Below are 19,843 nucleotides of genomic sequence, written 5' to 3' on the forward strand. Positions count from 1 at the left end.
CCCGACCAGGGAGGTTCCGCTGAATACCCCGCCACCCGCCGCCGTCCTGTTCGACATGGACGGAACGTTGATCGACAGCGAGAAGCTCTGGGACGTGGCCCTGCGGGAGCTGGCCGTGCACTACGGCGGGCAACTGTCCGCCGAGGCGCGGTTGGCGATGGTGGGTTCGGACATGGCCACCACGATGGGGCTGCTGCATGAGGACCTGGGCCAGCCGTGGCGGGACCCGGCGACCGGCGCTGCCTGGCTGACGCGTCGGGTCACCGCCCTGTTCAGCGCCGGCGTCCCGGCCCGGCCGGGCGCGTTCGAGCTGGTCCGGTCCGTACGGGCGGCCGGCATCCGCACCGCGCTGGTCACCTCGACCGAGCGCGCCCTGGTGGACGTGGCGCTGCACACCATCGGGCGGCACAACTTCGACGTGGTGTGCTGCGGGGACGAGGTGCCGGCGACCAAACCCGATCCGGCCCCGTACCTGGCCGCTGCGGCCGCCCTCGGCGTGTCGACGGTGGACTGCGTGGCGGTCGAGGATTCCCCGGCCGGGGTGGCCAGCGCGCACGCTGCCGGGGCGGCGGTGCTCGCGGTGCCGGCCGAGGCGGTGTTTCCGGTGCCGGACCGGGTCCAGGTCCGGGCGAGTCTGTGCGACGTGACCGTGGTCGATCTGACTGCGCTCCTCGCCGCGTACCGGGCCGACCTGCCCGTGGCGGCCGGTTGACGGGCAGCCCGAAGCCCGCTGCCCGTCAACCGGCCTGGCCGGTCACTCGTGCGAGATCGCCTGCAGTACGTTCAACCGGGACGCCCGCCAGGCCGGCCACCAGGCGGCGACCACGCCGGCCAGCGCGGCGGCGACGACGAACCCGACGAGTTGGCCGACCGGCACACTGACCACAGACAGCACGTCCTGGCTGCGCATCGCGAACGACGCGGCCAGTCCGAGCGCCACGCCCAACGCCACACCGAGCAGGCAGCCGAAGACCGCCATCAGCAGTGACTCGACGCGGACCATCCGGCGGACCTGGCGTCGGCTCATCCCCACCGCGCGTAGCAGCCCGAGTTCCCGGGTGCGTTCGTAGATGCTCAGCACCAGCGTGTTGACGATCCCGATGAAGGCCACCAGCACGGCGAGGGCCAGCAGTACGTAGAAGATGCTGAGCAGGATGTCGACCAGCTGGTTCTGCTGCTCGACGAAGCTGCTGCGGTCGCCGACCGTCACCAGCGGGTAGTCGGCCATCAGCGCCTCGGTCTCGGCGACGATCCGCTGCACGTCGGCGTCCGGGGTGGTGGCGACGAACCCCTGGTAGGCCAGTGGCCCGGCGAGGTACCGCACCTGGGACTCGGGCAGGATCAGCCCGGCGGTGAGCGCGGTGCGGTAGACGCCGACGAGTTCGTAGGTCCGTTCGCCGCCACGTGGCATGTCGATGACGATGTCGTCGCCGACCGTCCATCCGTTGGATTGCGCGGTGTTCACGTCAACCACCGTCTCGCCGTCGCCGGCGTCGAGGCGGCCCTGCACGGTCTCGAAGGCGAACATCGGGCCGGCCTGTGACAGGTCGGTGGCGGAGATGAGCTGGTTGGGGCGGCCGTCGGCGGTCAGTATCGCGATGTGGTACGCGACGGTGCCGGTCACGCCGTCGATCTCGGCTACCTGGTCGAGGCGTGCTGGGTCGAAGCCCTCCCGCCCGGTCGGCAGTTGCTGGCCGTTGGTCAAGATGATGATCTCGGCCCCGAGGCCGTTCTCCACCAGGTCGGTGGTGGTCGCCTTCAACGACGACCCGATCACCGCGATGGTGCTGACCAGGGTCACCCCGATCATCAGGGCGGCGGCGGTGACAGCGGTACGCCGCGGGTTGCGCAGCGTGTTGCGTCGGCCGAGACCGGTCGCCGTACCCCAGCTGACCAGACGCCCGACGGTGCCGGCCACCGGACGGGTGAGGGCGGGCGACAGCAGCGCCACGCCGATGATCGACAGCAGCACCCCACCGCCGAGCGCGACGGCGGTCAGCCCGGAGACACCGATCAGCCCCACGGCCAGCAGCCCCGCGCCGAGCGTGGTGACCACCCCGCCGGTGATGGTGAGCCCGGTCAGCGGCCGGTCCGGGCGGACCACGTCGCGCATCGCGGCCACCGGCGGGACGGCCGAGGCGCGGATCGCCGGAATCAACGCCGCGACCATGGTCATCAGTACACCGACCAGGTAGGACGCCAGGATCGCGACCGGTGAGACGATCAGCCCGCCAGCGGGCAGCGACAGCGCGTCGACGGCCAGGAACTGCAGGCCGGCGGCGACGCCGATGCCGGCGGCCAGGCCGAGGGTGGCCGCGATCACCCCGACGACCAGCGCCTCGATCAGCACCGCCGAGGTGACCTGGGCCCAACTGGCGCCCAGCGCCCGGAGCAGGGCCAGCTCGCGGGACCGCTGCGCGACCAGGATGTTGAACGTGTTGAAGATCAGGAACATGCCGACCAGCAACGCGATCAGTGCGAACCCGAGGAAGAACCAGTTGACGAAGGTCAGCAGTTGGGTGAACTGGGACGCCTGCTCGTCGGCGAGCTCCGCGCCGGTCACCGCCTCGAACCCGGCTGGCAGCCCGTCGGCCACCAGCCGCTTGAGCTCGTCGTCGGTGACGCCGGGGTCGGCGGTCAACTGCGCGGCGCCGAACACCCCGGTCTCGCCGTAGAACAGCTGCTGTGCCTGTGGCACGGTGAAGGCGACCAATGTCTCGCCGCCGAGGGTGGACCTGCCCCCGCTGTACTCCAGCAGGCCCACCACGTCGTACTCGCTGGCCTGGTAGGCGCTGGAGACGTACACCCGGAGCCGGTCGCCGACCGTGACGCCGGCCTGCTCGGCGGTCAACCGGGTCACCGCGACCTCGTCGTCGGCGCTGGGCGTACGCCCCTGCGCGACCTGGAGCAGCGCGTCGTCGTCGCCGGCGGTGGCCAGGCCGATGCCCAGCTGTGGTGCCTGGCTCGGCACCGCCTTGCCGTCGGTGGCCCGGAACGGGATCACCCCGGTCGAGCTGGCGTCACCGGTCACCGACGCCACCCCGTCGACGGCGGCGATGCGATCCAGGTCGGCGTCGGTCAGCAGCGGCGGCTCCGCCTGCTGACCGGCCACTTCGGCCGCCTGCACCTGTACGGCGACGTCCGCGTTGACAGTCTGGAAGAGCCGTTCGAAGCGGCTGCTCAAGCTGTCGGTGAGCACCGTGGCGCTGGAAACGAACAGCACCCCGAGGATGATCGCCACCCCGGACAGCACCAGCCGCAGTTTGCGGGAGAGCAGACTCTTCAACGTGGCGCGCAGCATCAGGCCTGCTCCTGCTCGATCGCCGCGACGTCGAGGCCCTTCAGCCGGTCGAGGACCGCCTCGGCGGTGGGCTGCTGCAGCTCGTCGACGATCCGGCCGTCGGCGAGGAAGACGACGCGGTCGGAGTAGGAGGCGGCCACCGGGTCGTGGGTGACCATGACGATGGTCTGCTGGTGGTCGCGTACCGAGTTACGCAGGAAGCCGAGGACGTCGGCGCCGGCGCGGGAGTCGAGGTTGCCGGTCGGCTCGTCGGCGAAGACGACGTCGGGGCGGGCGACGAGGGCGCGGGCGCAGGCGACCCGCTGCTGCTGGCCGCCGGACAGTTGGGTGGGGCGGTGGTGCAGGCGGTCACGCAGGCCGACGGTGTCGATGACGGTGTCGAACCAGGCCGGGTCGGGTTTGCGGCCGGCGATCGCCATGGGCAGCAGAATGTTCTCCTCGGCGGTGAGCGTGGGCAGGAGGTTGAACTGCTGGAAGATGAAGCCGAGTTTGTCCCGGCGGAGTCTGGTCAGCCCGGTGTCGTTGAGTCCGGTGACGGTGGTGTCGCCGATGGTGATGGTGCCGCGGGTGACGGTGTCGAGCCCGGCGAGGCAGTGCATCAGGGTGGACTTGCCGGAGCCGGACGGCCCCATGATGGCGGTGAACCGGGCGGGTTCCAGGTCGAGGGTGACGCCGTGCAGGGCGATCACCTGGGCTTCGCCGGTGCCGTACACCTTCCACACGTCGGCTGCCCGGGCAGCTGGTCCGGTCGCTGTCGTCGTTGTCACGTCGGAGACTCCTACCGTTGTCGTCTGCCGCCAACGGTATGTTCCGGTCGCCCTGACCGGGTCCTGCCCGGGAACGGTTCACCGCTCCGCCCACGACCGGGGCGCTTCTCCGACCTGAGAATGATCTCAGCGAGCCCGACTCATCCGCCAGGGCAGGTTCAGGCCCGACTCATCCGCCAGGGCGGACCAGGCCGGACTCGTACGCCAGCACCACGGCCTGGACCCGGTCCCGCAGCCCGAGTTTGGTCAGTACGTGTCCGACGTGAGTCTTGATCGTGGTTTCGCTGACCGACAGGGTGGTGGCGATCTCGGCGTTGGACAGTCCTCGGGCCATCTGGATGAGCACTTCACGTTCCCGTTCGGTGAGCACGTCCAGCGCCTTCGGCGGTGCCGCGTCCGGATCGGGCAGGGTGAGCGCGAACTTGTCCAACAGCCGACGCAGGATCCGGGGGGCCACCACGGCCTCACCGATCGCTACCGTCCGGATGGCGGCCACCAGGTCCTCGGCGGGCACGTCCTTGGCCAGGAAGCCGCTGGCACCGGCGCGCAGCGCCCCCACCACGTACTCGTCGAGGTCGAAGGTGGTGAGGATGAGGACCCGGACCGGCAGTCGGGCGTCGACGATCACCCGGGTCGCCGCCACCCCGTCCATCCGGGGCATCCGGATGTCCATCAGCACGACGTCGGGCAGGAGCCGGCGGGCCAGGTCGACGGCTTCCGCTCCGTCCGCTGCCTCGCCGACGATGTCCAGGTCGTCCTCGGCGCCGAGGACCATCCGGAATCCGGTGCGCAGCAGCGGTTGGTCGTCGGCGAGCAGGATCCGGACCGGACGGGTGGTGGACGGGGCGGCGATGCCGGGTTCGCTCACGGTGCTCCTTGTCGGGTAGCCGCCCCCAGCTGCTCCATCGGCAGCTTGGCGTAGATGCGGAAGCCGCCGCCGGGGCGCGGGCCGGTCCGCAGCGTGCCACCGTACAGGGCCACCCGCTCCCGCATTCCGACCAGACCGTGCCCGACCCGGCCGCGGTCCGGGCCGGGACCGCGGCCGGTGTCGAAGACCTCGACGATCAGCCAGTAGACGCCGAAGCTGAGCCGCACCTCGGCCGTTGCCGCTCCGGCGTGCTTGAGCGCGTTGGTGAGCGCCTCCTGGACGATCCGGTAGAGGGTCAGCGTCACACCGGGATCCAGCTCCCCGGGTACCCCGTCGATCCGCAGGGTCACCGGCAGACCGGCCTCGCGGATCTGCTCGACCAGGGACTCGATGCCCCCGAGCCCTGGCTGGGGGGTGAGCTCGGCGTCGGCCGGTTCGGCGTCGGTGCGCAGTACGTCGAGCAGCCGACGCATCTCCCGTAACGTACTGCGGCTGGTGTCGGCGATGGTGCCGAGCGCCTCGTCGGCGGCGGCCGGGTCGCGGTGCAGCACCCGCCGGGCACCGGTGGCCAGCACCCCCATCACGCTGACGTGGTGGGCGACGACGTCGTGCAGCTCCCGGGCGATCCGCCGCCGTTCGTCGGCGACCGCCTGGTCCGCTGCGGCCCGCTGGTTCTCTTCGGCCACCCGGGCGCGTTCGGCCAGCGTCCGCGTCGCCGACCGGCGGGCGTGTACGGTCCGTCCGATGAAGAAGGCGACCAGCATGGTCAGCCCGTTGACGAACAGCAGGTACATCCGGGAGATCCCCGGCAGTTCGGTGCCCTGCGGCAGCACCGCGTTGACGGTCAGCACCGGCAGCCACAGTACGGCGGCGGCGACGACCGCTGGGCGCAGCGCCAGCCAGCAGGCCGCGGTGTAGGTCAGGATCACCAGGGCGAGCGCCATGCTCACCGGTTCGTGGCCGGTCAGCAGCGGGACGGCCACCATCGCGGCGCTGGCCAGCACGGCCGGCCAGACGACGACCCGGCGTACCGCGATCGGCGCCGCCGCGATCAGGCTCCAGCCGACGACGCCCGGCCAGCCGAGGTCCGGACCGGGCCTCGGCTGGCCGGCCGGCCCGAGCCCGTGCAGGGCCAGATCGACCAGGACGACCGCGGCGGCGAGCAGACCGTCGCGGGCCAGCACCGACGGTACCGACCCGGTGGTGCCGGCGCTCCGGGCCGTACGCCACCATCGCCACCACCGCGACCCGTGCGGTCCGGTGGACCGGTCCGGCTCGGTGGGCTCCATGCCGCGACGGTATCCGGTACGGCGGTGGCGTCGCGCCCACCACGGTGCGAACCCGGTCTCCTCCCTCAGGAGGAGACCCGGTCCTGCGTCAGGTCGGGAAAGGGCGGTGGGGTCCCGCCGTACACCGGGCAGTACGCCTGGTAGCTGCACCAGTCGCAGAGCCGGCTCTGTTTGGGGCGGAAGTCCCGGCTCTCGGTGGCCTGTAGGATCGCCCGCCACAGCGCCAGGACGGTGCGTTCGAACCGCTGCAACTCCTCGGCGTCCGGCGTGTAGTCGCAGATCTCGCAGTCGCGCAGGTACAACAGCCGGAGTACCCGGGGGACGACGCCGCGGGTGCGCCACAGCACCAGGGCGTAGAACTTCAGCTGGAACAGCGCCCGGGACTCGAACGCCTCGCGCGGGGCACCGCCGGTCTTGTAGTCGACCACCCGCAGGTCCCCGCCGGGGGAGACGTCCAGCCGGTCGATGTAGCCGCGGATCAGCAGCTGTCCGTCGACCACCGCGTTGACCAGGCTCTCCCGTTCGGCCGGCTCCAGCCGGCGGGGATCCTCGACGGTGAAGTAGCCGTCGAGGAGGTGTCGGGCGGCGGTCAGGAACTCGTCCAGCTCCGGGCGGGGCGTCGGCTCGTCGGGCGTCGGCTCCGCGGGTCCGGTGGTGACGACATCGGCCAGCGTCGGGTCGGTGTCCAGCAGCCGTTGCCACTGCGGGGCGACCAGGGCAGCGGCCGCGGCCGGGGTGCGCTGGTCGGCAGGAAGATCGAACAACCGTTCCAGGACGGCGTGGACCAGGGTGCCCCGGGCCTGGTCGACCGTGGTGCGCTCGGGTAGCCGGTCGATGCTGCGGAACCGGTACAGCAGCGGGCAGGTCTTGAAATCGGCCGCCCGAGACGGCGACAACGTGGCCAGCCGGGGTGGTTCGACGTCGGGCGCGATGTCCGGGCCGATTGTCATCAGATGCCTTCCGTGGATACTCCGGCCTTCCGGCCGGGGAGGAAACGGACTCCTGTGGAGCAGGGCAGGGAGAGTCGATTCGCCGAGGCGGATCGACGTCCACTGCTCGCGCGCCAGGACACCCCGGCGTGCGAACAGATGTGCTAACGTGGCGTCGCCTTTCCGGTGACAACCAGGCCGGTCGGGTCTACCGCCGGGCTGGTGGGAAGTGCCGTCTGTGGAGACTGGGTAAGACCGATGGGCGGTACTCCGTCCCTTGCCGTTGATTCGGGTCGGCTGTGGTCGGCGAAGCAGGGGAGATGTCAAGGCACGCAGGGTATGGCACCGCTGTGACAGTCCGGCCGGCGGCGCGGCGACAAACCGTGCGCGCCGGCTGGTACGGCGTTCCGTAGCATCAACCCGATGGAGGACACCGCGAAACGCCCCGACCGGCGCCCCGACCGGCGGTCGGGGATCAGCCTTGGCCGGGTGCTCGGCTTCCCGGTGCACCTCCACACCTCGGTGCTGTTCCTGGCGATCCTGGTCACCGTGCTGTACGGCGAGTTCGTCCGCACCCAACTGGACGTGCCGCAGCCGGCCCGCTACGCCGTCGGCCTGGGATTCGTGGTCTGCCTGCTCGGCTCGGTGCTGCTGCACGAGCTGGGGCACGCGTTGACCGCCCGCCGCTACGGTATCGGTGTCCGCGGCATCACCCTGGAGATGCTCGGCGGCTACACCGAGATGGACCGCGACGCCCCGACCCCCAAGGTGGACCTGCTGGTGTCGCTGGCCGGTCCGGCGGTGTCGCTGGTCCTGGGCCTGGTCGCGGTGGTGGCCACCGTGCTGCTGCCGGACCGTACGCTGATCGACCAGCTGGCGTTCCAGTTGGCGGCGGCGAACCTGCTGGTGGCGGTGTTCAACGCGTTGCCGGGGCTGCCCCTCGACGGTGGGCGCGCGCTGCGCGCCGCGATCTGGGCGGTGACCAGGGACCGCCACGTCGGCACCGAGGCCGCCGGCTGGGTCGGTCGGGCCGTGGCGGCGGGCACCGCCGGCCTGGTGGCGCTGCTCACGGTGGCCGGTATCCTGTCCCCGTTCGGGCTGATCTTCATGTTGCTGGTGGCGTTCACCCTCTGGCAGGGCGCCGGTCAGTCGATCCGGGTCGCGCGCATCGGCCGCCGGTTCCCGCTGGTCGACCTGACGGTGCTCGCCCGGCCGGTCTTCCCGGTGCCGAGCGGGACGCCGCTGGCCGAGGCGCAGCGCCGGGTCGCCGGCCCCGACCCGGCACAACCGGGTGGGCGGGATCCGGCGTTGGCGGTGACGGACTCGGCCGGCCGGTTGGTGGCGCTGGTGGACCGGGCCGCGGCCGCCGCGGTCCCGCCGGAGCGTCGCCCGTGGGTCGCGGTCGACACCGTCGCGCGCGGTATCGACGGGGTACGCCGCATCCCGGTCGACCTCACCGGCGAGCAGGTGGTCCGTACCGTGCAGGAACATCCGGGCGCGCAGTACCTGGTGACCCGGGGTGAGGACGTGATCGGCGTGCTGCACGTCGCCGATCTGGCGCAGTTGTTGGAACCGAACCGAAAGATGAGCCCGTGACCCCTCCGTCGACCGCCGTGGCATCCGGCGACGTCAGTACCACGCCGATCTCCACCCGGCGCGGCCCCTTCCAGCCGGGCGACCGGGTGCAGTTGACCGACCCGAAGGGGCGGATGCACACCGTCACGCTCGCTGCCGGCCGATCGTTTCACACCCATCGCGGTGCCCTGGCGCACGACGAGCTGATCGGCCTGCCCGAGGGCAGCGTGGTGACGTCGGCCGGCGGTACCGCGTACCTCGCGCTGCGGCCGCTGCTGGCCGACTACGTGCTGAGCATGCCGCGCGGGGCCCAGGTGATCTATCCGAAGGACGCCGCGCAGATCGTGGCGATGGGTGACGTGTTCCCGGGGGCCCGGGTGCTGGAGGCTGGTGCCGGGTCGGGCGCGCTGACCTGTTCGCTGCTGCGCGCCGTCGGCACCGACGGCGAGGTGCACTCGTACGAGGCCCGGGCGGACTTCGCCGAGGTGGCCCGGGCGAACGTGCAGGCGTTCTTCGGTGGCCCGCACCCGGCCTGGCGGCTGCACGTCGGTGACGTCGCGTCCTGTCCGGAGGTCGGCTTCGACCGGATCATCCTGGACATGCTGACGCCGTGGGAGGTGCTGGACCTGGTGGCCCGGGCGTTGCTGCCCGGCGGGGTCTTCGTCGGGTACGTCGCCACCACGCCGCAGCTGAGCGAACTGGTCGAGGCGTTGCGCGCCGACGGCGGGTTCACCGAGCCCCGGGCGTGGGAGTCGTTGGTGCGGGACTGGCATGTCGACGGGTTGGCGGTGCGGCCCGACCACCGGATGATCGGGCACACCGCGTTCCTGGTGTCGGCCCGCCGGTTGGCGCCGGGGGTCAGCGCGCCGCCGCGGCGGCGCAAGCCGAGCAAGGGAGCGGAGGCGTACGCGGCGCGCCGCCGGGACCAGACCGGTGCACCGGTGCCGCCCGACGCCGCCGGTCCGGCGTCACCCGACCTGGCCGCAGGGCCGGCCTCGTCGCTGGGCACGGTGGCCGGGACGGGTCCGGCATGAGCCGGCCCGCGTTCGGTGGGGGCGAGTTGCCGGCGGTCTTCCCCGACTGGTCGCCCTATCCGGAGCTGGATGCGGCCAGTCGGGCGTACCTGCGGGATCCGGACGTCGCGTTGGAGGCGCTCGGCGGCGTGCTGGCCGGTGCCGAGGTGCTCGCCTTCACTCTCGAGCGGTTCGTCAACGAGGTCAACGGGGTCTGGCAGGAGGTGGCGATCTGCGACGGCAGCCGGATGGTCCTGTGGCATGGTGAGGACGTCCCGCCGGGGGACGGGCCGGTCGGGTCGATGACGTCGTCGCTGCGGGTGGTGCCGTTGTCCACGGTCACCGAGGTCGGCTGTCGCCGGCGGCTGACCCGTACGCCGAACGGGCAGATCCGGGTGGACAGCGTCGACGTCTACCTGCTGCTCAGTTCGCAGGACGAGACGCAACCGGAGGAGCATCTCGGTCCCCGGCACGACGCGCTGCGGTTCGGTAAGACGCTCGATGATGGTGGTTCGGGGCAGATCGCGCGGCTCGAGGAGTTTGCCCGGGTGGTCGCCTCGGTGGTGGGCCGTCCACTACTGTGACGTGGGTAACGCCTCGCGGACAAGTGGCCGTACCGGTAGGCCGGGTGGCTAACCGGCGTCCGGTCCGCTGACCTCGGTTTGGTCGTGCGCGCGGACCACGTGGATGCACTCGCCGGGGCAGTCCTTGGCCGCGTCGATCACGTCGAGCCGCAGCCGTTCGGGAACGGCGACGCGGGCACCCTCGGCGACCTGCAGTTCACCGGAGGCGTCCTTGACGTAGGCGAGCCCGTCGATGTCGAACTCGAAGACGTCCCGGGCGTACTGCACGCACAGCCCGTCGCCGGTGCAGAGGTCCTGGTCGACCCAGACCTGCAGCTCCGTGTCGGTTGATGCCGTTTCGCCCGGATCTCCGGGGGACCGGGTCTCGGTCGGGGTCGTCACCGCGCACCTCCCTGGGTCGTGCCCGTCCTCGCGTCCCGACGGTACCCGACACGCCGTGGGACCGGCCGGCCAGGCGTCCGTCGGCCGCGTGTGACGTGCCCGAGCGATCAAGGTTGTGGGACGACTGTGTTGCGTGGGTTCGAAACGTCCGGCAAACGGCTAGTGTTAGGGCAGTACGTTTTAGCCCCCGGGGAGGTGGGACGTGGCACGCAGCGACGACGCGGATTCGCGCGCCGCACGGTGGGAGAAGGAGGCCCACGATCTCTCCACCCAGGTCGCGTTTCTTCAAGAGGAACTCGCTCTGGTGCGGCGCAAGTTGACCGAAAGCCCCCGACACGTCCGGCAGCTCGAGGAACGGCTGGCGGCAGCGCAGGCGCAGCTGGCCCGACTGACCGAGAACAACGAACGGCTCGTGGCGACCCTCAAGGAAGCCCGGGCCCAGATCGTCACGCTCAAGGAGGAGATCGACCGGCTGGCGCAACCGCCCAGCGGGTACGGCGTCTTCCTGGCCCGACACGCGGACGGCACGGTGGATGTCTTCACCGGTGGCCGGAAGCTGCGGGTGGCGCTCTCCCCCTCGTTGGACGCCGACGAGCTCCAACGCGGCCAGGAGGTCCTGCTCAACGACGCGCTCAACGTGGTCGACGCGTTCGGCTACGAGCGGGTCGGTGAGGTGGTGATGCTCAAGGAACTCCTCGACAATCCGACCGGCGAGCCGAGTGACCGCGCTCTGGTCATCTCGCACGCCGACGAGGAGCGGGTGGTGCACCTGGCGCAGACGCTGGTCGGCAGCGCGCTGCGGGCCGGCGACTCGTTGATGATCGAGCCGCGGTCGGCGTACGCCTACGAGCGGATCCCGAAGAGCGAGGTCGAGGAGCTGGTGCTGGAGGAGGTGCCGGACGTCGACTACACCGACATCGGCGGCCTGCACGCCCAGATCGAGCAGATCAGGGACGCGGTCGAGCTGCCGTTCCTGCACGCGGAGCTGTTCCGTGAGCACCACCTGCGTCCGCCGAAGGGCATCCTGCTCTACGGTCCGCCCGGGTGCGGCAAGACGCTGATCGCCAAGGCGGTGGCCAACTCCCTGGCCAAGAAGATCGCCGAGCGGCGGGGTGAGGAGAAGCACACCAGCTACTTCCTCAACATCAAGGGCCCGGAGCTGCTCAACAAGTACGTCGGCGAGACCGAGCGGCACATCCGGCTGATCTTCCAGCGGGCCAGGGAGAAGGCCGGCGAGGGTACCCCGGTGATCGTGTTCTTCGATGAGATGGACTCGGTCTTCCGGACCCGGGGTTCCGGTGTCTCCTCGGACGTGGAGAACACCATCGTTCCGCAGCTGCTGAGCGAGATCGACGGGGTCGAGGGCCTGGAGAACGTGATCGTGATCGGTGCCTCCAACCGGGAGGACATGATCGATCCGGCGATCCTGCGGCCCGGCCGGCTGGACGTCAAGATCAAGATCGAGCGTCCGGACGCCGAGGCGGCCAAGGACATCTTCTCCAAGTACATCCTCACCGGGCTGCCGCTGCATCCGGACGATCTCACCGAGCACGGCGACGATCCGCAGGCCACCGTGGCAGCCATGATCGACGCCGTGGTGCTGCGGATGTACTCGGAGACCGACGAGAACCGGTTCCTCGAGGTGACCTACGCCAACGGGGACAAGGAGGTCCTGTACTTCAAGGACTTCAACTCCGGCGCGATGATCCAGAACATCGTCGACCGGGGCAAGAAGATGGCGATCAAGGAGTTCCTCACCTCCGGGCGCAAGGGTCTGCGGTTGCAGCACCTGCTCGACGCGTGCGTCGACGAGTTCCGGGAGAACGAGGACCTGCCGAACACCACCAACCCGGACGACTGGGCCCGGATCTCCGGCAAGAAGGGGGAGCGGATCGTCTACATCCGTACCCTCGTCTCCGGCGGCAAGGGCGCGGAGGCCGGCCGGTCGATCGAGACGGCCAGCAACACCGGGCAGTACCTCTGACCACGGTCCGGTGTCCCGCACCCCGCCTCGGGGTGCGGGACACCGGTTCCGCGGCGCGGTCCATGCGCGCCGCGGAACCGGTGTCCGACGCGCCCCGCGTGAGCACGCGGACACGCCAACGTCCGGTTCCGTCGGTGCGCGGACTACGCTCGACATGACGGGCGCCGACGGAAGCGATGAGGTAACGGCATGAGTGTGCGGCGGATCATGGGCACCGAGGTGGAGTACGGCATCTCCGTGCCCGGCCAGCCCGGAGCCAACCCGATGGTCACCTCCTCCCAGGTGGTCAACGCCTACGGCGCCCGACCCGAGCTGAACCGGGGTGGTCGGGCCCGGTGGGACTACGAGGAGGAGTCGCCGCTACGTGACGCCCGCGGCTTCACCTACTCAGGGGCCGCCTACGACCCGGCGGAGGCCCTCGCCGACGAGGATCTCGGCCTGGCCAACGTGATCCTCACCAATGGTGCCCGGCTCTACGTCGACCACGCCCACCCCGAGTACTCCACCCCCGAGGTCACCAACCCGCTGGACCTGGTCCGGTGGGACAAGGCGGGGGAGCGGGTGATGGCGGAGGCGGCCCGCCGCGCGGCGACCATCCCCGGTTCACACCCCATCCAGCTGTACAAGAACAACACCGACAACAAGGGCGCCAGCTACGGCTCCCACGAGAACTACCTGATGCGTCGGCAGACACCGTTCGCCGACATCGTGGCGTACCTGACGCCGTTCTTCGTCACCCGGCAGATCGTCTGCGGGGCGGGCCGGGTCGGCATCGGTCAGGACGGCTCCCAGGCCGGGTTCCAGATCTCTCAGCGGGCCGACTTCTTCGAGGTCGAGGTGGGCCTGGAGACCACGTTGAAGCGGCCGATCATCAACACCCGGGACGAACCACACGCCGACGCCGACAAGTACCGCCGGCTGCATGTGATCATCGGCGACGCCAACCTCTCGGAGATCTCCACCTACCTGAAGGTCGGCACCACCTCGTTGATCCTGACCATGATCGAGGAGAAGGCGCTCGGCGCCGATCTGGGCATCGCCGACCCGGTGGCCGAGCTCAAGGCGGTGAGCCACGACCCGTCCCTGGCGCATCTGATGCGGCTGCGCGACGGCCGCCGGCTCACCGCGCTCGACCTGCAGTGGGCGTTCTACGAACGGGCCAGGGCGTTCGTCGACGACCGGTACGGCACCGACCTCGACGAGGCCACGGCCGACGTGCTGGACCGCTGGGAGGACGTGCTCGACCGGCTGGGACGGGATGTGATGTCCTGCGCGCAGGAGCTGGACTGGGTCGCGAAACTGCGGCTGCTGGACGGCTACCGGGAGCGGGAAGGGCTCACCTGGGCCTCGCCGAAACTGCAGCTGGTCGACCTGCAGTACGCCGACGTAAGGCCGGAAAAGGGCCTCTACCACCGCCTGGTGGGTCGGGGAGCGATGCGTACCCTGCTCGACGACAGCGCCACCCGCGCCGCGATGGTCGAGCCGCCACCGGACACCCGGGCCTACTTCCGGGGCCGGTGCCTGGCGCAGTACGCCTCCGAGGTGGTCGCCGCCAGCTGGGACTCGGTCATCTTCGACGTGGGCCGGGAGTCGCTGGTCCGGGTGCCGATGATGGAGCCGGAGCGGGGGACCCGGGCCCACGTGGGCGACCTGTTCGACCGGTGCGCCAGCGCGAAGGACCTGCTGGAGGTGCTCACCGGCGGCTGAGCCGGCCAGGTTCGCTTGGCGCGAACGTGGCCGACGCCGGCCGGTTCCGTCGCCACCGCGAGGTAAGTTTCACCTAGGCGATCGTGTGGAGGAGGCACCTGATGGCTACCCGTGACAGCGGCGGTCAGTCCCAGTCCGGCAAGTCCCGCCGGGCCGAGGAAGTCGACGAGACGGTCACCGAGACGGATCCGGAGGCCGCGCAGCGGCACGCCGAGATCACCGAAGACGTCGACGACCTGCTCGACGAGATCGACTCGGTGCTGGAAGAGAACGCCGAGGAGTTCGTCCGCGGCTATGTACAGAAGGGCGGCGAGTAGCTCGCCGGCGGTGAAGATCGCACCCACCGGGTGCGCACGCTAGTCTGCTCCAACACACCGGTGGCCTCGACCGGCGCCGTGCCGGCACGGCGGCCCGGTCAGGCGATCACGTTCTGCAGAGAGGGACCACGTGGCAGCGGGATTCGATCCATCCGGACGCCTTCCGGACGTGTTCACCAACGCGGGAACGTCCTCCTTCACCCAGTTCCTGGCGTCGGCCGCGCCGGATCTGCTGCCGGGGCGCCGCCCACTGCCGCCCGGGCTGTCCGCGGACGTCGGTCCGCACGCCACGACGATCGTCACGCTCGTCACCGCCGAAGGCGTGGTGATGGCCGGTGACCGCCGGGCGACGATGGGCAACCTGATCGCCAACCGGGACATCGAGAAGGTGCATCCCGCTGACGCCTACTCGTTGATCGGCATCGCCGGCACCGCCGGCATCGGCATCGAGCTGATGCGGTTGTTCCAGGTCGAGCTGGAGCACTACGAGAAGATGGAAGGTGCCGTCCTCTCCCTGGACGGCAAAGCGAACCGCCTCGCGTCGATGATCCGCAACAACCTCGGTGCCGCGCTGCAAGGGCTGGCCGTGGTGCCGCTGTTCGCCGGGTTCGACCTGGCCGCGACCGATCCGGCCGAGGCCGGCCGGATTTTCAGCTTCGACGTCACCGGCGGTCCGTACGAGACCACCGGTTTCGACGCGATCGGCTCCGGGTCGCTGTTCGCGAAAGCGGCTCTGAAGAAGCGGTACCGTTCCGGGCTGAGCACCGCCGACGCGGTCCGCCTCGCGGTGGAGGCGCTGTACGACGCCGCCGACGACGACACCGCCACCGGCGGCCCGGACCTGACCCGCCGGATCTTCCCGGTGGTGATGACCGCGACGGCGGCCGGCACCCACCGGCTCACCGACGCCGAGTCGGCCCAGATCGCCGAGGCGGTTGTCGCCGCGCGTACCGAGAATCCGGGCGGCTGAACCCGCGAGCGCCGACTTGTCCCGTCCGCTGTAGTCGTTACCACCTGGTCGAAGGAGAGCCGCCGCCGTGGCAATGCAGTTCTACGCCTCGCCCGAGCAGATCATGCGGGACCGTTCCGAGCTCGCCCGCAAGGGCATCGCCCGGGGCCGTAGCGCGCTGGTGCTGAGCTTCGAGGGCGGTGTGCTGTTCGTCGCCGAGAACCTGTCCAGCGCCCTGCACAAGGTGAGCGAGATCTACGACCGGATCGGGTTCGCCGCCGTCGGCCGGTACAACGAGTTTGAGAATCTGCGCCGGGCCGGGGTACGGATGGCCGACCTGAACGGCCTCAGCTACGACCGTCGCGACGTGACCGGGCGGGCGCTGGCCAACGCGTACGCACAGACCCTCGGGTCGATCTTCACCGAGCAGTCGAAGCCGTTCGAGGTGGAGATCTGCGTCGCTGAGGTCGGGCTGGAGCCGGCCGCTGACGAGATCTACCGGCTCACCTACGACGGCTCGGTCACCGACGAACCGGGGTGCATGGCGATGGGCGGCCACGCCGAGACGATCGCCGGGGTGCTGCGGACCGACCATCGGGCCGACATGTCGCTGTCCGACGCCGTCGGGCTCGCGGTGCGGGCCCTCGCCGAGGTGGGCGGCGAGAACGGTGCGACCCGCAGCATCGCCGCCAACCAGCTGGAGGTGGCGGTGCTCGACCGCCGCCGCCGCGGCCGGACGTTCCGTCGGATCACCGGTGCCGCGTTGACCGCGTTGCTCGACGGGGGCGCCGCCACCTCGGCGGACGAGCCCTCGTCGGCAGAAGCCGGCCGGTCCGGTCCCCGGGTGCCCGAGTCGACGCCGGAGAAGCCGACCTCCTCGGCCGCCTCCGCCGACCTGGAGGACGCCGCCGACGACTCCGGCACCACCGAACAGGACTGACCGGGCGCGGTGCGTCGCGCCAGGGCCGCGCTTCGGCCCGGCGCGTCACACCCAGCGCCGCACCGTCCGCCAGTACGCGGACAGCACGGCGTTCAACGCCGTCCTGCCCGGCGGGTCGATCAGCGGGGTGTCCAGCCGGTCGGTGAGGACCCGCATCCAGACCCGGTCCGGGACGGTCCGCTCGGCCTGCAGCCGTGCCCGGCGTCGCCGCAGATGGTCCCGGTGTTGCCACAGCCACCGGTAGCCGCGGAGCTTGTCGGCCAGCCAGCCCTGTCGGGCAGCCAGCACCAGCATCGCCAACTCCAGGGCCAGTAGCGGCGGGCCGAGCAGCACCAGCGACCGGGTGCCCCACGTCGTGGCCACGAACATCATCCGGTTGCGTTCGACGAGGTAGAACTTGAAGCTGTTGCGGCTGAACTCGTAGCGGTGCAGCGCCACCGCGTCCGGCACGTTGACAACTCGCAAACCGATTCGCCAGGTTCGGATCGACAGGTCCGCGTCCTCGTGGTAGGCGAAGTAGTGCGGGTCGAAGCCCTCCAGCCGGTCCCAGTGCGCCCGCCGGGTCACCAGGCAGGCACCCATCGCACCGGCGGTCTCGGTCGGCTCGGTGCGGGTCTCCCGCTCGCGGAACCCGCCGATCCAGCTCAACCCGAGCACGTGCACCTCGTTGCCGCGGGAGTTGAGCAGGTCCGGCTCGTCGGCCAGGCGGACCGCGCCGGCGGCGATGCCGATGCCCGGGTCGGCGAGCTCGTCCACCAGCCGGGCGAGGGCGGTCGACTCGACCACCGCGTCGCCGTTGACCAGCGCCACGTACTCGCCGGCGGCAGCGGCCACGCCGACGTTGCAGCCGGCGGAGAAGCCGACGTTGCGGCCGTCGCCGACTACCGTGACGCCGGGAAGGTCGCCCAGCGCGGCGACGTCGTCGGTGGTGCACCCGTTGTCGACCAGCACCACGTCGACGTCGACCTTGACCGAGGCGAGCAGGGCTTCCACAGATCGGCGCAGCAGCGGCTCCGCGCCCCAGGCCAGCACGACGGCACTGACCCGGGGCAGACCGGACGGCACGCGGGACTTGTGGCTCGTTTCCGACATTTCGGTTTCTCTCCTGGCCTGGGGAGCCGGGTCGCCCGACGCGGGCGTGCCTGTCGTGTCCGTCGGCTGTCGTGTCCGTCGGCCCGGCGGCCGTGAGATCAGCCGCCGTGACCGCAATCAGCCGCCGAACGCCGGGTCGCGCAACGCGGTGGAGAGCATGCTCCGCCAGTCTGCCATGACCGGTAGCCCGGCGAGCGCCCAACGCCGATGTCCGAGCACCGAGTACGCCGGCCGGGCGGCGGGCCGGCGGAAGTTGGCACTGGTGGTGGGGCGGATCCGCATCGGGTCGAGGCCGCGCAGCGCGAATGCCTCACGGGCCAGCCCGCACCAGGTCGTCTGCCCGCTCGCCGTACCGTGGTAGATCCCGGCGGGGGCCGTGCCGGCGACCGCCGCCCCGGCCAGCGCGACCAGCTGGCCGGCGAGGGCGTACGACCAGGTCGGCTGACCATGCTGGTCGTCGACGACGTCGAGGTGTTCCCGCTCACCGGCCAGCCGCAGCATGGTCGCGACGAAGTTCGGTCCGTGCGCTCCGTAGAGCCACGCGGTGCGCACCACGTAGCCGCGCTCCGGCAGCAGTCGGGCGACCGCCTGCTCGCCGACGAGCTTGCTGCGGCCGTACCCGTTGACCGGCGAGGTCGGGGCGTCCTCCGGGTACGGGGAGGTGCCGTCGCCGGCGAACACGTAGTCGGTGGAGACGTGCACCAGGTACGCCCCGCGGTCGGCGCACGCCCGGGCCAGATGCGCTACGGCGGTGCCGTTGACGGCGGTGGCGGCGTCCTCGGCCGCCTCCGAGCCGTCCACGTCGGTCCACGCCGCGGCGTTGATCACCACCTGGTGCCCGTCGACGGCGGCAGCGACCGCCGCCGGGTCGGTGATGTCCAGATCGGTACGGGCCAGTGCGGTCACCGACCGGGCGTGGCGGTGGTCGGCCAACGCGGCCAGCAGGTCCCGCCCCAGCATCCCACCGGCACCGGTGACCAGCCACCGGTCGGCTGCGCTCACGACGACGCCACAGGCTTCTTCAACGGCTCCCACCAGGACCGGTTCTCCCGGTACCAGCGGACCGTGCCGGCCAGTCCTTCGTCCAGCGTGACACTCGGGGTGTAGCCCAGTTCGCGGGAGATCTTTCCGATGTCCAGCGAGTAGCGCCGGTCATGCCCCTTGCGGTCGGTGACTGGGACGACCCGTTCCCACCCCACCCCGCAGGCGTCCAGTAGTCGGGCGGTGAGCTCCTTGTTGGTCAGTTCGGTCCCGCCGCCGATGTGGTAGACCTCGCCGGCGCGCCCGCCGGCGGCGACCAGCGCGATGCCCACACAGTGGTCTCGCACGTGCAGCCAGTCCCGGATGTTGCCGCCGTCGCCGTACAGCGGCACCGTACCGCCGTCCAGCAGGTTGGTGACGAACAGCGGAATGACCTTCTCCGGGAACTGGTACGGCCCGTAGTTGTTGGAGCAGCGGGTCACCACCACGTCCATGCCGTGTGTCCGGTGGTAGGCCAGGGCCAGCAGGTCGGAGCCGGCCTTGGACGCGGAGTACGGCGAGTTCGGCGACAACGGCCAGTCCTCGGTCCACGACCCTTCGTCGATCGACCCGTACACCTCGTCGGTCGAGACGTGCACGAACCGGTTCGTCCCGTGGCGCAGCGCCGCGTCGAGCAGCGTCTGGGTGCCCACCACGTTGGTGGTCACGAACTCTGCGGCACCGGTGATCGACCGGTCGACGTGGGACTCGGCGGCGAAGTGCACCACCATGTCGTGTCCGGCGAGCGCCCGGTCGACGGCGGCGCTGTCGCAGATGTCCGCTTGGAGGAAGGCCAGCCGTGGGTCGTCGCGGACCGGGGCCAGGTTGGCGAGATTGCCGGAGTAGGTCAACTTGTCCAGCACGGTCACCGCGTCCGGGCTGGCCGGGGCGTCCGGGTCGGTGAGCAGCATGCGGACGAATTCGGAACCGATGAAGCCGGCACCGCCGGTGACGAGGACTCTCACAGGTCCGGGAGTCTACGGGACGGCGTCACCGTCGACCGGGGGATCGCCGGTGACGGCTATCCGACGATGTCCCCGCCGGGACCGGCAATGGACTGGTGCACGACCGGCCCAGCAGGTGTCGGACGAAGGGTTCGACATCCGTGACCGGGCCCGTACAGGGAG

At 70.9% G+C, this 19,843-nt stretch carries 18 protein-coding genes; 9 read left to right on the forward strand and 9 right to left on the reverse strand.

All coding sequences use genetic code 11. The features are described from left to right. Positions 1 to 55 precede the first annotated feature (55 nt). The gene (locus EDC02_RS08750) at positions 56 to 712 is read left to right on the forward strand and encodes an HAD family phosphatase (protein WP_123601504.1); all 657 of its coding nucleotides are present in this window, start codon (positions 56 to 58) and stop codon (positions 710 to 712) included. Between the two features lie 42 nt (positions 713 to 754). On the opposite strand, the gene EDC02_RS08755 is transcribed toward EDC02_RS08750, so the two are convergent. From EDC02_RS08755 to EDC02_RS08775, 5 genes are all read right to left on the reverse strand, one after another. After that, positions 755 to 3,301: an ABC transporter permease gene (locus tag EDC02_RS08755; protein ID WP_123601505.1), complete on the reverse strand. Its 2,547-nt coding sequence runs from the start codon at positions 3,299 to 3,301 to the stop codon at positions 755 to 757. Continuing rightward, complete coding sequence (locus EDC02_RS08760; RefSeq protein ID WP_123601506.1) at positions 3,301 to 4,068, reverse strand: ABC transporter ATP-binding protein; 768 nt, start codon at positions 4,066 to 4,068, stop codon at positions 3,301 to 3,303. The genes EDC02_RS08755 and EDC02_RS08760 overlap by 1 nt, the downstream gene beginning before the upstream one ends. Before the next feature lie 169 nt (positions 4,069 to 4,237). After that, positions 4,238 to 4,936 carry a response regulator transcription factor gene (locus EDC02_RS08765; RefSeq protein ID WP_233605811.1) on the reverse strand — a complete coding sequence of 233 codons (699 nt, stop codon included), beginning with the start codon at positions 4,934 to 4,936 and terminating at the stop codon, positions 4,238 to 4,240. After that, entirely contained in the window at positions 4,933 to 6,225 is a 1,293-nt protein-coding gene (locus EDC02_RS08770; protein WP_123601507.1) for a sensor histidine kinase, read from the reverse strand. Before EDC02_RS08770 ends, EDC02_RS08765 begins: the two co-directional genes overlap by 4 nt. A 65-nt stretch (positions 6,226 to 6,290) precedes the next feature. Then, complete coding sequence (locus EDC02_RS08775; protein ID WP_123601508.1) at positions 6,291 to 7,175, reverse strand: PD-(D/E)XK nuclease family protein; 885 nt, start codon at positions 7,173 to 7,175, stop codon at positions 6,291 to 6,293. A 468-nt stretch (positions 7,176 to 7,643) separates the two neighbouring features. Between EDC02_RS08775 and EDC02_RS08780 the strand changes: the two genes are divergently transcribed. From EDC02_RS08780 to EDC02_RS08790, 3 genes are read left to right on the forward strand one after another with little or no spacing between them, the layout of a single operon-like run. Next, entirely contained in the window at positions 7,644 to 8,750 is a 1,107-nt protein-coding gene (locus EDC02_RS08780) for a site-2 protease family protein (protein WP_370461525.1), read from the forward strand. Continuing rightward, positions 8,747 to 9,763: a tRNA (adenine-N1)-methyltransferase gene (locus tag EDC02_RS08785; protein WP_123601510.1), complete on the forward strand. Its 1,017-nt coding sequence runs from the start codon at positions 8,747 to 8,749 to the stop codon at positions 9,761 to 9,763. Before EDC02_RS08780 ends, EDC02_RS08785 begins: the two co-directional genes overlap by 4 nt. Next, positions 9,760 to 10,326, forward strand: coding sequence for a hypothetical protein (locus EDC02_RS08790; protein WP_123601511.1), 567 nt, complete (start codon positions 9,760 to 9,762; stop codon positions 10,324 to 10,326). The genes EDC02_RS08785 and EDC02_RS08790 overlap by 4 nt, the downstream gene beginning before the upstream one ends. 48 nt (positions 10,327 to 10,374) lie before the next feature. Here EDC02_RS08790 and EDC02_RS08795 read toward each other — a convergent pair whose 3' ends face one another. Next, the gene (locus EDC02_RS08795) at positions 10,375 to 10,641 is read right to left on the reverse strand and encodes a ferredoxin (RefSeq protein ID WP_370461526.1); all 267 of its coding nucleotides are present in this window, start codon (positions 10,639 to 10,641) and stop codon (positions 10,375 to 10,377) included. 268 nt (positions 10,642 to 10,909) lie between these two features. Between EDC02_RS08795 and arc the strand changes: the two genes are divergently transcribed. The 5 genes from arc (at position 10,910) to prcA (ending at position 16,604) form a co-directional block, all read left to right on the forward strand. Continuing rightward, positions 10,910 to 12,691, forward strand: a complete 1,782-nt coding sequence (gene arc / locus EDC02_RS08800; protein WP_123601513.1) for a proteasome ATPase — start codon at positions 10,910 to 10,912, stop codon at positions 12,689 to 12,691. 189 nt (positions 12,692 to 12,880) lie between these two features. Then, complete coding sequence (gene dop, locus EDC02_RS08805; protein WP_123601514.1) at positions 12,881 to 14,398, forward strand: depupylase/deamidase Dop; 1,518 nt, start codon at positions 12,881 to 12,883, stop codon at positions 14,396 to 14,398. Positions 14,399 to 14,499: 101 nt separating this feature from the next. After that, positions 14,500 to 14,715 (forward strand): ubiquitin-like protein Pup, encoded by a 216-nt coding sequence (locus tag EDC02_RS08810; protein WP_123601515.1) that lies wholly within the window; start codon positions 14,500 to 14,502, stop codon positions 14,713 to 14,715. A gap of 130 nt (positions 14,716 to 14,845) precedes the next feature. Continuing rightward, positions 14,846 to 15,685, forward strand: a complete 840-nt coding sequence (gene prcB / locus EDC02_RS08815; protein WP_199757551.1) for a proteasome subunit beta — start codon at positions 14,846 to 14,848, stop codon at positions 15,683 to 15,685. A gap of 67 nt (positions 15,686 to 15,752) precedes the next feature. Further along, positions 15,753 to 16,604 carry a proteasome subunit alpha gene (gene prcA / locus EDC02_RS08820; protein WP_123601517.1) on the forward strand — a complete coding sequence of 284 codons (852 nt, stop codon included), beginning with the start codon at positions 15,753 to 15,755 and terminating at the stop codon, positions 16,602 to 16,604. A 45-nt stretch (positions 16,605 to 16,649) separates the two neighbouring features. Here the strand turns inward: prcA and EDC02_RS08825 are convergent, their stop codons facing one another. From EDC02_RS08825 to rfbB, 3 genes are all read right to left on the reverse strand, one after another. Beyond that, positions 16,650 to 17,696, reverse strand: coding sequence for a glycosyltransferase (locus EDC02_RS08825; RefSeq protein WP_123601518.1), 1,047 nt, complete (start codon positions 17,694 to 17,696; stop codon positions 16,650 to 16,652). A gap of 117 nt (positions 17,697 to 17,813) precedes the next feature. Next, on the reverse strand, positions 17,814 to 18,698 hold the full coding sequence (gene rfbD / locus EDC02_RS08830) for a dTDP-4-dehydrorhamnose reductase (RefSeq protein ID WP_255500055.1): 885 nt from the start codon (positions 18,696 to 18,698) through the stop codon (positions 17,814 to 17,816). Next, a complete protein-coding gene (rfbB, locus tag EDC02_RS08835; RefSeq protein WP_123601519.1) occupies positions 18,695 to 19,681 on the reverse strand; it encodes a dTDP-glucose 4,6-dehydratase in 987 nt (328 codons plus the stop codon). The genes rfbD and rfbB overlap by 4 nt, the downstream gene beginning before the upstream one ends. Positions 19,682 to 19,843 lie beyond the last annotated feature (162 nt).

Origin of the sequence: Micromonospora sp. Llam0 (assembly GCF_003751085.1) — a bacterium.
Taxonomy (GTDB): domain Bacteria; phylum Actinomycetota; class Actinomycetes; order Mycobacteriales; family Micromonosporaceae; genus Micromonospora_E.

Excerpts from the sequence above, each read along its gene's own strand:
- EDC02_RS08750 (WP_123601504.1), top strand. The coding sequence starts at position 56 with ATGGACGGAACGTTGATCGACAGCGAGAAGCTCTGGGACGTGGCCCTG.
- EDC02_RS08755 (WP_123601505.1), bottom strand. The coding sequence starts at position 3,301 with ATGCTGCGCGCCACGTTGAAGAGTCTGCTCTCCCGCAAACTGCGGCTG.
- EDC02_RS08770 (WP_123601507.1), bottom strand. The coding sequence starts at position 6,225 with ATGGAGCCCACCGAGCCGGACCGGTCCACCGGACCGCACGGGTCGCGG.
- EDC02_RS08775 (WP_123601508.1), bottom strand. The coding sequence starts at position 7,175 with ATGACAATCGGCCCGGACATCGCGCCCGACGTCGAACCACCCCGGCTG.
- EDC02_RS08790 (WP_123601511.1), top strand. The coding sequence starts at position 9,760 with ATGAGCCGGCCCGCGTTCGGTGGGGGCGAGTTGCCGGCGGTCTTCCCC.
- dop (WP_123601514.1), top strand. The coding sequence starts at position 12,881 with ATGAGTGTGCGGCGGATCATGGGCACCGAGGTGGAGTACGGCATCTCC.
- EDC02_RS08810 (WP_123601515.1), top strand. The coding sequence starts at position 14,500 with ATGGCTACCCGTGACAGCGGCGGTCAGTCCCAGTCCGGCAAGTCCCGC.
- EDC02_RS08825 (WP_123601518.1), bottom strand. The coding sequence starts at position 17,696 with ATGTCGGAAACGAGCCACAAGTCCCGCGTGCCGTCCGGTCTGCCCCGG.